We start from the raw sequence: 13,779 nt of genomic DNA, 5'->3' as shown, positions 1-13,779 counted from the left end.
CGCAACCCCCATCGAGACCGAGAGAAGACTGAAGCCTTATGGCTACCACTTCGCTTGACCTGGCCAAGGTGCGCAACATCGGCATCATGGCCCACATCGACGCGGGCAAGACGACCACCACCGAGCGGATCCTGTTCTACACCGGCGTTTCGTACAAGATCGGTGAGGTCCACGACGGCGCCGCCACGATGGACTGGATGGAGCAGGAGCAGGAGCGTGGCATCACGATCACGTCCGCTGCCACCACCTGCCACTGGCCGCTCGAGAACGTCGACCACACGATCAACATCATCGACACGCCGGGTCACGTCGACTTCACCGTCGAGGTGGAGCGTTCCCTGCGCGTGCTCGACGGTGCCGTGACCGTGTTCGACGGCGTGGCCGGTGTCGAGCCCCAGTCCGAGACCGTCTGGCGTCAGGCGGACCGCTACGGCGTTCCGCGCATCTGCTTCGTCAACAAGCTCGACCGCACCGGTGCCGACTTCTTCCGCTGTGTCGACATGATCGTGAGCCGCCTCGGCGCCACTCCGATCGTGATGCAGCTCCCGATCGGTGCCGAGGCCGACTTCCAGGGCGTCATCGACCTCGTGAAGATGAAGGCCCTCGTCTGGTCCGCCGAGGCGAGCAAGGGCGAGATGTACGACGTCGTCGACATCCCGGCCGACAAGCAGGAGCTCGCCGACGAGTACCGCGCCAAGCTGGTCGAGGCCGTCGCCGAGAACGACGAGGAGCTCATGGAGCTCTTCCTCGAGGGCGAGGAGCCCTCGGAGGAGCAGCTCTACGCCGCGATCCGTCGCATCACCATCGCCTCCGGCAAGGGCGGCGACACCACGGTCACCCCGGTGTTCTGTGGCACCGCGTTCAAGAACAAGGGCGTCCAGCCCCTGCTCGACGCCGTCGTCCGCTACCTGCCGTCGCCCCTCGACGTCGAGGCCATCGAGGGCCACGACGTCAAGGACGCCGAGCTGGTCGTCAAGCGCAAGCCGTCCGACGACGAGCCGCTGTCGGCCCTCGCGTTCAAGATCGCGAGCGACCCGCACCTCGGCAAGCTCACCTTCGTCCGGATCTACTCCGGTCGCCTGGAGGCCGGCACCGCGGTGCTGAACTCCGTCAAGGGCAAGAAGGAGCGCATCGGCAAGATCTACCGCATGCACGCGAACAAGCGTGAGGAGATCGACTCGGTGGGCGCCGGCGACATCGTCGCCGTCATGGGCCTGAAGCAGACCACCACCGGTGAGACGCTGTGCGACGAGAAGAACCCGGTCATCCTGGAGTCCATGGACTTCCCGGCGCCGGTCATCCAGGTCGCGATCGAGCCCAAGTCCAAGGGTGACCAGGAGAAGCTGGGTGTCGCCATCCAGCGTCTCGCGGAGGAGGACCCCTCCTTCCAGGTCCACTCGGACGAGGAGACCGGCCAGACCATCATCGGTGGCATGGGCGAGCTCCACCTCGACATCCTCGTCGACCGCATGCGTCGCGAGTTCAAGGTCGAGGCGAACGTCGGCAAGCCGCAGGTCGCGTACCGCGAGACGATCCGCAAGGCCGTCGAGCGCGTGGACTACACCCACAAGAAGCAGACCGGTGGTACCGGTCAGTTCGCCAAGGTGCAGATCGCGATCGAGCCCATCGAGGGCGGCGAGGCGTCGTACGAGTTCGTGAACAAGGTCACCGGTGGCCGCATCCCGAAGGAGTACATCCCTTCGGTCGACGCCGGTGCGCAGGAGGCCATGCAGTTCGGCATCCTGGCCGGCTACGAGATGACTGGCGTCCGCGTCATCCTTCTCGACGGTGCCTACCACGAGGTCGACTCCTCCGAGCTCGCGTTCAAGATCGCCGGTTCGCAGGCCTTCAAGGAGGCCGCGCGCAAGGCTTCCCCCGTGCTCCTTGAGCCGATGATGGCCGTCGAGGTCACCACGCCCGAGGACTACATGGGCGAGGTCATCGGCGACATCAACTCCCGCCGTGGCCAGATCCAGGCCATGGAGGAGCGTCACGGTGCCCGCATCGTGAGGGGCCTCGTGCCCCTGTCGGAGATGTTCGGCTACGTCGGCGACCTCCGCAGCAAGACCTCGGGTCGCGCAAGCTACTCGATGCAGTTCGACTCCTACGCCGAGGTTCCGCGGAACGTCGCCGAGGAGATCATCGCGAAGGCCAAGGGCGAGTAACGCACCGCGTCCACACGCTTTAGGCTTGACACCGACCGGTGGGGGGCCGTCCCGAGAGGGATACCCCCTGCCGGACGGCACCCCAGCAAAGATCACCTGGCGCCGATGAAGCAAGGCGTTCAGAACCACTCCAGGAGGACCCCAGTGGCGAAGGCGAAGTTCGAGCGGACTAAGCCGCACGTCAACATCGGCACCATCGGTCACATCGACCACGGTAAGACGACCCTCACGGCCGCCATTACCAAGGTGCTGCACGACGCGTACCCGGACCTGAACGAGGCCTCGGCCTTCGACCAGATCGACAAGGCTCCCGAGGAGCGCCAGCGCGGTATCACGATCTCGATCGCGCACGTCGAGTACCAGACCGAGCAGCGTCACTACGCCCACGTCGACTGCCCCGGTCACGCGGACTACATCAAGAACATGATCACCGGTGCCGCGCAGATGGACGGCGCCATCCTCGTGGTCGCCGCCACCGACGGCCCGATGCCGCAGACCAAGGAGCACGTGCTCCTGGCCCGCCAGGTCGGCGTTCCGTACATCGTCGTCGCCCTGAACAAGGCCGACATGGTGGACGACGAGGAGATCCTGGAGCTCGTCGAGCTCGAGGTCCGTGAGCTCCTCTCCGAGTACGAGTTCCCGGGCGACGACCTTCCGGTCGTCCGCGTCTCGGCGCTCAAGGCGCTCGAGGGCGACAAGGAGTGGGGCGAGAAGCTCCTCGGCCTCATGAAGGCCGTGGACGAGTCCATCCCGCAGCCCGAGCGTGACGTCGACAAGCCGTTCCTGATGCCGATCGAGGACGTCTTCACGATCACCGGTCGTGGCACCGTCGTCACCGGTCGCATCGAGCGTGGTGTCCTCAAGGTCAACGAGACCGTCGACATCATCGGCATCAAGACCGAGAAGACCACCACCACGGTCACCGGCATCGAGATGTTCCGCAAGCTGCTCGACGAGGGCCAGGCCGGTGAGAACGTCGGTCTGCTCCTCCGTGGCATCAAGCGCGAGGACGTCGAGCGCGGCCAGGTCATCATCAAGCCGGGCTCGGTCACGCCGCACACCTCCTTCGAGGCCCAGGCGTACATCCTGTCGAAGGACGAGGGTGGCCGTCACACCCCGTTCTTCAACAACTACCGCCCGCAGTTCTACTTCCGTACCACGGACGTGACCGGCGTCGTGACCCTCCCCGAGGGCACCGAGATGGTCATGCCGGGCGACAACACCTCCATGACCGTCGAGCTGATCCAGCCCGTCGCCATGGAGGAGGGCCTCAAGTTCGCCATCCGTGAGGGTGGCCGGACCGTCGGCGCCGGCCAGGTCGTCAAGATCAACGCCTGATCTCGAACTGACCTGGTGGCTCGCAGGAGCCGCTGAGCAGTAGGGGAAGGCCCCGCACCGTCAGGTGCGGGGCCTTCTCGCGTTCCCGGGGACCGCCCACGGCCGCCCCCGCCCGGCCGGGGACCGCCTACGGCCGCCAGGACCAGAGCCGGCCGTCCGCGCCCAGCCCCACCACCGTCACGCCGCGGCCGTCCACGTGGAGCGCCGCCGCCACCGCCGCAGGGCCCCCGGTACGGGTGCGCAGCCTCCCGCCGGCCCGGACGCACAGCCGCCCCGCGACGTCCCTCCCCAGCAGCACCGTGCCCAGCGCGGCCGAGCGCGCCGCCGCCACCTCCCCGTAGCCGTCCAGGCCCGCGTCGGCGCCGTCCGGGCCGACCAGCCGCGCCGAGGCCGGCGCCCGGTGGTAGAGCCCGCCGCCCGCGCTCGCCGGCCCCGCGGCCGACAGCGGCAGCGCGCCCGGAGCCTCCCGGCCGTCCACCCAGTGCCGCACCGACTCCCGCCCCGCCGCGTACAGGTGCGTCCGCCCCGCCGCGTCCAGCGAGACGGCGAGGCCGTCCTGCACCACCGCGTCCCCCGGCAGCGCCCGCCACGGCCCCCAGCCGCCGTCCGGCTCCCGGACCCGCTCGGCGACGCCCCGCGCCGCGTTCCGCACGTACAGCCGCACCCGGCCGTCCGGGGCGGCCACCGCCACCGGCGCGCCCAGCCGGCGGCTGCGGTCCGCCCCGCGGTCCGGGGTGCCGAGCCCCCGCCAGGCCAGGAACGGCCCGCCGGGGGAGCGCTGCTCCAGGAGGACCACCTCCCGCCGGTTGGGCCCGCCGCGCCCCTCCAGGGCCGCGAAGCGCACCCCGAAGAGCAGCACCCGCCCGTCCGCGAGCACCGCCGAGCCCAGCGCCGGCGCCAGCGGGCCGCCGCCCAGGTCCTCCGGCTCGCCCCACGTCCCGTGGGAGGTCTCCCGCCGGCGCACCGCGCGCAGCCCCAGCACCCCGTAGGCGGCGAGCCGCCCGTCCGGCTCCGCGGCGAGCCGCAGCGCCCCGCCCGGCCAGCGGTGGTGGGTGGAGCGGACCCAGCCCTTGCGGTTGGTCAGCGGCCGGTCGCCGCCCACGCCGTAGTCGCCGCACCCGGAGGGGTTCCCGCACTCCCAGGCCGGATCGCCGCCGTAGGGCACCAGCCGGGCTGCCTTCCCCGCCAGCACCCCGGGCGGCAGGTTCTTCGGCCAGTGCCGGTTGTAGTAGCCGCGGAAGGCGGTCGCCGTGAAGACCGGCACCGGCGCCCCCGCCCGCACCTCCTCGGCCACCCAGCGGACCAGCGCCGCCCAGCCGAAGCAGGCCGCCGCCGTGTGGTCCCCGTGGTCGGAGAAGCCCGGCTGCTCGGAGTCCCGGCGGCGGGCCGCGTCGTCGCCCGGCTGCACGTCCGGGTCCGGGTCGAGGGTGTGCACCACGGTGGGCCGGTAGCGCCGCAGCAGCCCGGTCAGGGCCGCCACCAGGCCGTCGTGGTCGTACGCCCCCGGGCGCACGGCCGGCGAGCCCGCCGAGCGGTGCGCCGCCAGCTCCAGGGCCCGGTCCTCCCACAGCGCGGGCAGCGCCGTGTACCGGCGCGGGGTGTGCATCGGCAGGTCCAGGAAGACCAGCTCGACCCGGCGCCCGCCGTGCGCCAGGACCGCCCGCTCGGCCGTCCGCCCGCCGCCGAGCGCCAGCGCCTCGCGCCGCCACGGCGTGAAGAGCGGCAGGCCGAGCGCCCGCGCGTAGCTCTGCCGCAGGCCCTGGCGGCGGGCGGAGGAGTACGCGGCCCGGTCCGGCGCCGTCTCCGGCATGCCCTTGATCCGGTTGACGCCGGTGTGCTCGCCGGCCGTCACGTAGACGGAGACCACCGGCACCCCGCCGTCGAGCAGCCGCTGCGCGTCCGGGTTCATGAAGTACAGGTCGTCGTCGGGGTGCGCGACGAGCTGGAGCAGCAGCGCCCGGCCCGGCTCCCCGCCGGCGAACGGCCTGCCCGGCGCCGGGTCCGCGGCCGGCGAGGTCCGTCGCGGAGCGGGTACGGAGCAGCCCGCGGCCAGCGCCGTGCTCACGGCGGTCGCCAGCAGCGTGCGGCGGGACGGTCGGTGCACGGCGGTTGGCCCTTCCCCCGGGGTCGGTCCCCGGGAAGACGGGCGTCGGGGGAGCGGGGTTGCCCGTCGCGCCCGGACCCGCCGCGCGGGCCCGGCGCCGTCTCGCATGCCGGACGGAGGGGAATGCTTGCTGGTGCCTGCATTCACATGGATGTAACACTTCGTCCGGCGGCGGTCCCCAGGTGCGGGGGCGCGCGAGGACGCCGCCCGTCAACGCTCGGCAACGGCGCCGAGCACCGCACCGCTTCCCTGGCGCGCACAGCCGTGCCAGAAGGGGGTACTCCGTGCCGTCCCGTCCCATCGCCGAGACCACCGCCGCCCGGTCCGCCCTCGACGCCCTGCGCGTCGGGATCGAGGACCGCAACCCGGCCCAGCCCGAGTTCCACCAGGCCGTCCACGAGGTGCTCGACTCCCTCGCGCCGGTGCTCGCCGCCCGCCCCGAGTACGCCGAGCCCGGCCTGCTGGAGCGGCTCGTCGAGCCCGAGCGGCAGATCGTCTTCCGCGTCCCGTGGCAGGACGACCGCGGCCGCACGCACGTCAACCGCGGCTTCCGCGTCGAGTTCAACAGCGCGCTCGGCCCCTACAAGGGCGGCCTGCGCTTCCACCCCTCGGTGAACCTCGGCATCGTCAAGTTCCTCGGCTTCGAGCAGATCTTCAAGAACGCCCTCACCGGCCTCGGCATCGGCGGCGGCAAGGGCGGCAGCGACTTCGACCCGCACGGCCGCAGCGACGCCGAGGTCATGCGCTTCTGCCAGTCCTTCATGACCGAGCTGTACCGCCACCTCGGCGAGCACACCGACGTCCCCGCCGGCGACATCGGCGTCGGCGGCCGGGAGATCGGCTACCTCTTCGGCCAGTACCGCCGCATCACCAACCGCTGGGAGGCCGGCGTCCTCACCGGCAAGGGCACCGGCTGGGGCGGCTCCGCCATCCGCCCCGAGGCCACCGGCTACGGCAGCGTGCTCTTCGCCGCCGCCATGCTCCGCGAGCGCGGCGAGGACCTGGAGGGCCAGACCGCCGTCGTCTCCGGCTCCGGGAACGTGGCGCTGTACACGATCGAGAAGCTGCTCGCCCTCGGCGCCAACCCGCTGACCTGCTCCGACTCCAGCGGCTACGTCTACGACGACAAGGGCATCGACCTCGGCCTGCTCAAGCAGATCAAGGAGGTCGAGCGCGGCCGGGTCGCCGACTACGCCGAGCGGCGCGGCGCCTCCGCCCGCTTCGTGCCCGGCGGCCGCGTCTGGGAGGTCCCCGCCGACGTCGCCCTGCCGTCCGCGACCCAGAACGAGCTCGACGAGAACGACGCCGCCGCGCTGGTCCGCAACGGCGTGAAGGCCGTCGCCGAGGGCGCCAACATGCCCACCACCGCCGAGGCCGTCCACCTCCTCCAGCGGGCCGGCGTCGCCTTCGGCCCCGGCAAGGCCGCCAACGCGGGCGGCGTCGCGGTCAGCGCCCTGGAGATGGCCCAGAACCACTCCCGCACGTCCTGGACCGCGGCCCGGGTCGAGGAGGAGCTGGCCGGGATCATGACCGACATCCACCGCACCTGCCACGAGACCGCCGAGCGGTACGGCGCCCCCGGCGACTACGTCACCGGAGCCAACATCGCCGGCTTCGAGCGGGTCGCGGACGCGATGCTGGCGCAGGGCGTGATCTGACCCCGCACACCCCCGGCGCAGCCCGGAAAGATTTTCTCCGAAGGTCTTTCCGGGCGGTGTCGAGATCGTCGCGGCGGCTCCGACCCTAGGGTGACAGCGCGCCGGAAGAGGCGCGCGGGGCAGGGGAGGACACCCGAGATGAAGTACGTCGCGATGATCTACGGCAACCAGGCCAAGTGGGACGCGTTCCCCGCCGAGGCGTGGCCGGAGGCGATCGCCCGCCAGGAGGCCTTCAACCGGAAGTACCGGGAGACCGGCGAACTGATCGGCGCCTACGGCCTCGCCGACGCCGCCGCCGTCCGGCTGGTCCGCCGCGAGGGCGGCGCCCCGGCCGTCACCGACGGGCCCTACCTGGAGACCAAGGAGTACCTGGCCAGCTTCTACCTCCTGGACTGCGAGTCCCCGGAGCGGGCCCAGCAGATCGCCGCGGACATGCCCTTCGCAGACGTGGACCCGGTGGAGCTGTGGCCGGTCCTGCACGAGTCCGCGGCGGACGTGTGAGCGAGCCGGCCGGCGTCGAGGACCTGCTGCGGGCGAGCGCCCCGCGGGTCCTCGGCGCGCTCGTCCGCCGCCACGGCGACTTCTACGGCTGCGAGGACGCCGTCCAGGAGGCGCTGATCGCGGCCGCCCGGCAGTGGCCGGAGCAGGGCGTGCCCGGGCGGCCGGGGAGCTGGCTGCTGACCGTCGCCCACCGCAAGTACGTCGACCAGGTGCGCGGCGAGGCCGCCCGCCGGCGGCGCGAGGACACCGTGGCCCTCGCCACCCCGGCGGCCGAGCTGCTCGCGCCCGCCGCCGACGAGGCGGGGCAGGAGGCCGCGGACGACTCGCTCGCCCTGCTCTTCCTCTGCTGCCACCGGGACCTGTCGCCGCCCAGCCGGATCGCGCTCACCCTGCGGGCGGTCGGCGGTCTCACCACCGCGCAGATCGCCGCCGCGTTCCTGGTGCCGGAGGCGACGATGGCGCAGCGGATCAGCCGCGCCAAGCAGACGGTCCGGGAGGCGGGGGACTCCCTCGCGCTGCCGGAGGGCGAGGACCGCACCGCCCGGCTCGCGGAGGTCCGGCACGTGCTGTACCTGGTCTTCAACGAGGGCTACACGGCGAGCGGCGGCGAGGAGCTGACCGCGCCCGGGCTGTCCGCGGAGGCGATCCGGCTGGCCCGGCTGCTGCACCGGCTCGTCCCCGAGGACACCGAGACGGCGGGGCTGCTGGCCCTGATGCTGCTCACCGACGCCCGCCGCCCGGCCCGCACGGGCCCGCACGGCGAGCTGGTCCCGCTGGCGGAGCAGGACCGGAGCCGCTGGGCCGCCGCCCCGCTGGCCGAGGGCATCGCCCTGATCAGCCGCACCCTCCCGCGCGGGCGGGTGGGCCCGTACCAGATCCAGGCGGCGATCGCGGCGGTGCACGACGAGGCGGAGTCGGCGGAGGCGACCGACTGGCCGCAGATCCTCGCCCTGTACGAACTCCTGGAGCGGGCGGGCCCCAACCCGATGGTGACCCTGAACCGCGCGGTGGCCGTCGCCATGGTGCACGGCCCGCGGGCCGGTCTGGAGCTGCTCGACACGCTGGCCGCCGACAAGCGGCTGGCCCGCCACCACCGGCTGCAGGCCACCCGGGCCCATCTCCTGGAGCTGTCCGGGGACGCCGGGGCCGCGGCGGCGGCCTACCGCGAGGCCGCCCGGCGCACCACGAGCGCGCCGGAGCGCCGTCACCTCACGGAGCGCGCCCGCCGGCTGGACCGGTCCTGACCCGCCGGGGCGGTACCGGGGCGTCCGGAAGCCCGCTCGGCCCCTGCGTGTACCCGAACGTGACGTGGGGTACAGTCTTCGACCCGATTGGCGGGCCGCAGGGGCGGTATGGCAGACTAGCGGGGTTGCTCGGTTGAGTGCCGATGCTGCGCGCCTCCCGTCGGGGGGACCGGAAGCGAGTCCCACAGTACTCGTCGCTCCTTCTCAGGAGCGGACGTACGGGAATCTTCCGGGAAGTGTCAGCGGGGTACCAGCCAGGCGCCCGGTGGGTGTTCACCCCCGTTCCGCGGTCCTCGGCCCGCACCCCCTTGGTTGGGAAATCCTTCGGGACTTCTTCGTAGAGGGAGTGCGACACGCCCGACCGCGTGGGTCGGAGGAGGACGCGAATCCGCCGGGTTCCAGAGCGTTTAACGACAAGACAGGACTACGGAGTAGCCATGGCGGGACAGAAGATCCGCATCCGGCTCAAGGCCTACGACCACGAGGTCATCGACTCCTCGGCGAAGAAGATCGTCGAGACGGTGACGCGCACTGGTGCGTCGGTCGCGGGCCCGGTGCCGCTGCCCACTGAGAAGAACGTGTACTGCGTCATCAAGTCGCCGCACAAGTACAAGGACTCGCGCGAGCACTTCGAGATGCGCACGCACAAGCGCCTCATCGACATCCTCGACCCCACGCCGAAGACCGTCGACTCGCTCATGCGTCTCGACCTGCCGGCCGGTGTCGACATCGAGATCAAGCTCTGAGGGCGCGCGAGATGGCTAAGAACATCAAGGGCATCCTGGGCGAGAAGCTCGGCATGACGCAGGTCTGGGACGAGAACAACCGGGTCGTCCCGGTGACCGTCGTCAAGGCCGGCCCGAATGTCGTGACCCAGGTGCGTACGAACGACGTCGACGGTTACGAGTCGGTCCAGATCGCCTTCGGCGAGATCGACCCGCGCAAGGTGAACAAGCCCCTCAAGGGCCACTTCGCCAAGGCCGACGTCACCCCGCGCCGTCACCTCGTCGAGCTGCGTACCGCTGACGCCAGCGAGTACACCCTCGGCCAGGAGATCACCGCCGAGGTCTTCGAGGCGGGCATCAAGGTCGACGTGACCGGCAAGAGCAAGGGCAAGGGCTTCGCCGGTGTCATGAAGCGCCACAACTTCCGTGGTGGCAAGGCCTCCCACGGTGCCCACCGCGTGCACCGCAAGCCGGGTTCGATCGGTGGCTGCGCCACCCCGGGCCGCGTCTTCAAGGGCATGCGCATGGCCGGCCGCATGGGCAACGAGCGCGTGACCACCCAGAACCTGACCGTTCACGCCGTTGACGCGGAGAAGGGCCTGCTCCTGATCAAGGGTGCGGTTCCTGGTCCGAACGGCGGCCTCGTCCTGGTCCGCACCGCGGCCAAGGGGGCCTGAGGATATGAGCACCATTGACATTCTGTCGCCCTCCGGCGACAAGACCGGGACCGTCGAGCTCCCGGCCGAGATCTTCGACGCCAAGGTCAGCGTCCCGCTGATCCACCAGGTCGTCGTCGCGCAGCTTGCGGCCGCCCGCCAGGGCACCCACAAGACCAAGACGCGTGGCGAGGTCCGCGGTGGTGGCAAGAAGCCGTACCGCCAGAAGGGCACCGGCCGCGCCCGTCAGGGTTCGACCCGCGCCCCGCAGTTCGCCGGTGGTGGCGTCGTGCACGGTCCCGTGCCGCGTGACTACTCGCAGCGGACCCCGAAGAAGATGAAGGCCGCCGCCCTCCGCGGTGCCCTCTCCGACCGGGCGAACCACTCCCGCATCCACGTCGTCACCGGCGTGGTCGAGGGTGGCATCTCCACCAAGGCCGCCAAGACGCTGTTCGGCAAGATCTCGGAGCGCAAGAACCTGCTCCTGGTCGCCGAGCGCTCCGACGAGGCCGCGTGGCTGTCCGCCCGCAACCTGCCCCAGGTGCACATCCTGGAGCCGGGCCAGCTGAACACGTACGACGTGATGCGATCCGACGACGTGGTCTTCACCCAGGCCGCCCTCGAGTCCTTCGTGTCTGGCCCCAAGGCCGACGACAACGAGGGGAACGAAGCCTGATGGCCGAGATCACCAGCAAGACCTTCACGGACCCGCGCGACGTCCTCGTCAAGCCGGTTGTCTCCGAGAAGAGCTACGCCCTGCTCGACGAGAACAAGTACACGTTCATCGTCGCGCCCGGCTCCAACAAGACCCAGATCAAGCAGGCCGTCGAAGCGGTCTTCTCGGTCAAGGTCACCGGGGTCAACACGATCAACCGCCAGGGCAAGCGCAAGCGCACCCGCACCGGTTTCGGCAAGCGCGCCAACACCAAGCGCGCCATCGTGACCCTTGCTGAGGGCAACCGAATCGACATCTTCGGCGGCCCGACCGCCTGACGGCGGTCGAGTCGTCCGATATCGGACGAGGACTGAGAAATGGGTATCCGCAAGTACAAGCCGACTACGCCGGGCCGTCGTGGCTCCTCCGTAGCCGACTTCGTCGAGATCACGCGGTCCACGCCGGAGAAGTCGCTGGTCCGCCCCCTGCACAGCAAGGGCGGCCGTAACAACACCGGCCGGATCACCGTTCGCCACCAGGGTGGCGGACACAAGCGCGCCTACCGCGTGATCGACTTCCGTCGTCACGACAAGGACGGCGTGCCGGCCAAGGTCGCTCACATCGAGTACGACCCGAACCGCACCGCGCGCATCGCGCTGCTCCACTACATGGACGGCGAGAAGCGCTACATCATCGCTCCCAAGGGTCTGACGCAGGGTGACCGCGTCGAGAACGGCCCCGGCGCGGACATCAAGCCCGGCAACAACCTGGCGCTCCGCAACATCCCGGTCGGTACCACGATCCACGCGATCGAGCTCCGTCCCGGTGGCGGCGCCAAGTTCGCCCGCTCCGCGGGTGCCTCCGTGCAGCTGCTGGCGAAGGAGGGCACGATGGCCCACCTCCGCATGCCGTCCGGTGAGATCCGTCTGGTCGACGCCCGCTGCCGCGCCACCATCGGCGAGGTCGGCAACGCCGAGCAGTCGAACATCAACTGGGGCAAGGCCGGCCGCAAGCGCTGGCTGGGCGTCCGTCCGACCGTTCGCGGTGTGGCGATGAACCCGGTTGACCACCCGCACGGTGGTGGTGAGGGCAAGACCTCCGGTGGTCGCCACCCGGTCTCCCCGTGGGGTCAGAAGGAGGGTCGTACTCGCTCGCCGAAGAAGGCTTCGAGCAAGTACATCGTCCGCCGCCGCAAGACGAACAAGAAGCGCTAGGAGCGGGTTTAGATGCCGCGCAGTCTCAAGAAGGGACCCTTCGTCGACGGCCACCTCATCAAGAAGGTGGACGCTCAGAACGAGGCCGGTACCAAGAACGTCATCAAGACCTGGTCCCGTCGCTCCATGATCATCCCGGCGATGCTCGGGCACACGATCGCGGTGCACAACGGCAAGACCCACGTCCCGGTGTTCGTCACCGAGTCGATGGTCGGTCACAAGCTCGGCGAGTTCTCGCCGACGCGTACCTTCCGGGGCCACGTCAAGGACGACCGGAAGTCGAAGCGCCGCTAGTAGCGGATCGCATTCAGACACGTAAGTAACTGAGAGGGACAACCATGGAAGCCAGGGCCCAGGCGCGGTACATCCGCGTCACGCCCATGAAGGCCCGCCGCGTGGTGGACCTGATCCGTGGCATGGACGCCACGGAGGCTCAGGCTGTTCTGCGATTCGCTCCGCAGGCAGCCTCCGTGCCGGTCGGCAAGGTGCTCGACAGCGCCATTGCCAACGCCGCGCACAACTACGACCACACGGACGCCTCTTCGCTGGTCATCAGCGAGGCGTACGTCGACGAGGGTCCGACCCTGAAGCGGTTCCGTCCGCGTGCCCAGGGCCGTGCCTACCGGATCCGCAAGCGGACCAGCCACATCACCGTGGTCGTCAGCAGCAAGGAAGGAACCCGGTAATGGGCCAGAAGGTTAACCCGCATGGGTTCCGGCTCGGCATCACCACGGACTTCAAGTCCCGCTGGTACGCCGACAAGCTGTACAAGGACTACGTCAAGGAAGACGTCGCCATCCGTCGGATGCTGACGTCCGGCATGGAGCGCGCCGGCATCTCGAAGGTTGAGATCGAGCGCACCCGCGACCGCGTCCGCGTGGACATCCACACCGCTCGCCCGGGCATTGTCATCGGTCGCCGTGGCGCCGAGGCCGACAAGATCCGCGGCCAGCTGGAGAAGCTGACCGGCAAGCAGGTCCAGCTGAACATCCTCGAGGTCAAGAACCCCGAGGTCGACGCTCAGCTCGTGGCCCAGGCCGTCGCCGAGCAGCTCTCCTCCCGCGTCTCCTTCCGTCGGGCCATGCGCAAGAGCATGCAGTCCGCCATGAAGGCCGGCGCCAAGGGCATCAAGATCCAGTGTGGTGGCCGTCTCGGCGGCGCCGAGATGTCCCGCTCGGAGTTCTACCGCGAGGGTCGTGTGCCGCTGCACACGCTCCGCGCGAACGTCGAGTACGGCTTCTTCGAGGCCAAGACGACCTTCGGCCGCATCGGCGTGAAGGTCTGGATCTACAAGGGCGACGTCAAGAACATCGCCGAGGTCCGCGCCGAGAACGCTGCTGCCCGCGCGGGCAACCGCCCGGCCCGTGGCGGCGCTGACCGTCCGGCCGGCCGCGGTGGCCGCGGTGGCGAGCGTGGCGGTCGCGGTCGCAAGCCGCAGCAGGCTCCCGCTGCCGAGGCCCCCAAGGCCGAGGCCGCCGCCGCTCCGGCTGCTGAGAGCACCGGAACGGAGGCCTGACCG

General features: G+C 70.7%; 14 protein-coding genes. 13 read left to right on the top strand and 1 reads right to left on the bottom strand.

The genetic code is table 11. The features are described from left to right. Window positions 1-38 precede the first annotated feature (38 nt). Together fusA and tuf are read left to right on the top strand one after the other, a co-directional pair. Window positions 39-2,165: an elongation factor G gene (gene fusA / locus ACF1ED_RS25290; RefSeq protein ID WP_391764094.1), complete on the top strand. Its 2,127-nt coding sequence runs from the start codon at window positions 39-41 to the stop codon at window positions 2,163-2,165. A 144-nt stretch (window positions 2,166-2,309) separates the two neighbouring features. After that, window positions 2,310-3,503: an elongation factor Tu gene (tuf, locus tag ACF1ED_RS25285; RefSeq protein ID WP_043230265.1), complete on the top strand. Its 1,194-nt coding sequence runs from the start codon at window positions 2,310-2,312 to the stop codon at window positions 3,501-3,503. A 127-nt stretch (window positions 3,504-3,630) separates the two neighbouring features. On the opposite strand, the gene ACF1ED_RS25280 is transcribed toward tuf, so the two are convergent. After that, window positions 3,631-5,715, bottom strand: a complete 2,085-nt coding sequence (locus ACF1ED_RS25280) for a PIG-L family deacetylase (protein ID WP_391764092.1) — start codon at window positions 5,713-5,715, stop codon at window positions 3,631-3,633. A gap of 191 nt (window positions 5,716-5,906) precedes the next feature. Between ACF1ED_RS25280 and gdhA the strand changes: the two genes are divergently transcribed. From gdhA to rpsC, 11 genes are all read left to right on the top strand, one after another. Then, window positions 5,907-7,265, top strand: coding sequence for an NADP-specific glutamate dehydrogenase (gene gdhA, locus ACF1ED_RS25275; protein WP_391764482.1), 1,359 nt, complete (start codon window positions 5,907-5,909; stop codon window positions 7,263-7,265). 138 nt (window positions 7,266-7,403) lie between these two features. Next, window positions 7,404-7,766, top strand: coding sequence for a YciI family protein (locus ACF1ED_RS25270; RefSeq protein ID WP_391764090.1), 363 nt, complete (start codon window positions 7,404-7,406; stop codon window positions 7,764-7,766). Continuing rightward, the gene (locus tag ACF1ED_RS25265; RefSeq protein ID WP_391764088.1) at window positions 7,763-9,010 is read left to right on the top strand and encodes an RNA polymerase sigma factor; all 1,248 of its coding nucleotides are present in this window, start codon (window positions 7,763-7,765) and stop codon (window positions 9,008-9,010) included. Before ACF1ED_RS25270 ends, ACF1ED_RS25265 begins: the two co-directional genes overlap by 4 nt. A gap of 437 nt (window positions 9,011-9,447) precedes the next feature. Then, on the top strand, window positions 9,448-9,756 hold the full coding sequence (rpsJ, locus tag ACF1ED_RS25260; protein WP_003948644.1) for a 30S ribosomal protein S10: 309 nt from the start codon (window positions 9,448-9,450) through the stop codon (window positions 9,754-9,756). A gap of 11 nt (window positions 9,757-9,767) precedes the next feature. After that, the gene (gene rplC, locus ACF1ED_RS25255) at window positions 9,768-10,412 is read left to right on the top strand and encodes a 50S ribosomal protein L3 (RefSeq protein ID WP_043230269.1); all 645 of its coding nucleotides are present in this window, start codon (window positions 9,768-9,770) and stop codon (window positions 10,410-10,412) included. 4 nt (window positions 10,413-10,416) lie between these two features. Then, on the top strand, window positions 10,417-11,067 hold the full coding sequence (gene rplD, locus ACF1ED_RS25250; RefSeq protein ID WP_351845842.1) for a 50S ribosomal protein L4: 651 nt from the start codon (window positions 10,417-10,419) through the stop codon (window positions 11,065-11,067). Further along, entirely contained in the window at window positions 11,067-11,384 is a 318-nt protein-coding gene (rplW, locus tag ACF1ED_RS25245; protein ID WP_030759382.1) for a 50S ribosomal protein L23, read from the top strand. The genes rplD and rplW overlap by 1 nt, the downstream gene beginning before the upstream one ends. A gap of 39 nt (window positions 11,385-11,423) precedes the next feature. Further along, window positions 11,424-12,260, top strand: coding sequence for a 50S ribosomal protein L2 (gene rplB / locus ACF1ED_RS25240; RefSeq protein ID WP_043230273.1), 837 nt, complete (start codon window positions 11,424-11,426; stop codon window positions 12,258-12,260). A 12-nt stretch (window positions 12,261-12,272) separates the two neighbouring features. Next, the gene (rpsS, locus tag ACF1ED_RS25235; RefSeq protein WP_043230274.1) at window positions 12,273-12,554 is read left to right on the top strand and encodes a 30S ribosomal protein S19; all 282 of its coding nucleotides are present in this window, start codon (window positions 12,273-12,275) and stop codon (window positions 12,552-12,554) included. Between the two features lie 44 nt (window positions 12,555-12,598). Next, window positions 12,599-12,946, top strand: a complete 348-nt coding sequence (gene rplV, locus ACF1ED_RS25230) for a 50S ribosomal protein L22 (RefSeq protein ID WP_004571827.1) — start codon at window positions 12,599-12,601, stop codon at window positions 12,944-12,946. Continuing rightward, window positions 12,946-13,776 carry a 30S ribosomal protein S3 gene (gene rpsC, locus ACF1ED_RS25225; protein ID WP_030759375.1) on the top strand — a complete coding sequence of 277 codons (831 nt, stop codon included), beginning with the start codon at window positions 12,946-12,948 and terminating at the stop codon, window positions 13,774-13,776. The genes rplV and rpsC overlap by 1 nt, the downstream gene beginning before the upstream one ends. The last annotated feature ends 3 nt before the right edge of the window (window positions 13,777-13,779 follow it).

The sequence above is a fragment of the Streptomyces sp. NPDC014656 genome, from assembly GCF_043084305.1.
In the GTDB taxonomy this organism is placed as follows: Bacteria; Actinomycetota; Actinomycetes; order Streptomycetales; family Streptomycetaceae; genus Streptomyces.
Note: the sequence above shows the minus strand (reverse complement) of the source record. Positions and strands in the feature narration are given on the sequence as shown.

What these genes read in the sequence shown, in the direction of transcription:
- rpsJ (WP_003948644.1), top strand. Translation starts at nt 9,448, where the DNA reads ATGGCGGGACAGAAGATCCGCATCCGGCTCAAGGCCTACGACCACGAG.
- rplB (WP_043230273.1), top strand. Translation starts at nt 11,424, where the DNA reads ATGGGTATCCGCAAGTACAAGCCGACTACGCCGGGCCGTCGTGGCTCC.
- rpsS (WP_043230274.1), top strand. Translation starts at nt 12,273, where the DNA reads ATGCCGCGCAGTCTCAAGAAGGGACCCTTCGTCGACGGCCACCTCATC.
- rplC (WP_043230269.1), top strand. Translation starts at nt 9,768, where the DNA reads ATGGCTAAGAACATCAAGGGCATCCTGGGCGAGAAGCTCGGCATGACG.
- fusA (WP_391764094.1), top strand. Translation starts at nt 39, where the DNA reads ATGGCTACCACTTCGCTTGACCTGGCCAAGGTGCGCAACATCGGCATC.
- rpsC (WP_030759375.1), top strand. Translation starts at nt 12,946, where the DNA reads ATGGGCCAGAAGGTTAACCCGCATGGGTTCCGGCTCGGCATCACCACG.
- rplV (WP_004571827.1), top strand. Translation starts at nt 12,599, where the DNA reads ATGGAAGCCAGGGCCCAGGCGCGGTACATCCGCGTCACGCCCATGAAG.
- rplW (WP_030759382.1), top strand. Translation starts at nt 11,067, where the DNA reads ATGGCCGAGATCACCAGCAAGACCTTCACGGACCCGCGCGACGTCCTC.
- ACF1ED_RS25270 (WP_391764090.1), top strand. Translation starts at nt 7,404, where the DNA reads ATGAAGTACGTCGCGATGATCTACGGCAACCAGGCCAAGTGGGACGCG.
- rplD (WP_351845842.1), top strand. Translation starts at nt 10,417, where the DNA reads ATGAGCACCATTGACATTCTGTCGCCCTCCGGCGACAAGACCGGGACC.
- ACF1ED_RS25280 (WP_391764092.1), bottom strand. Translation starts at nt 5,715, where the DNA reads ATGCGAGACGGCGCCGGGCCCGCGCGGCGGGTCCGGGCGCGACGGGCA.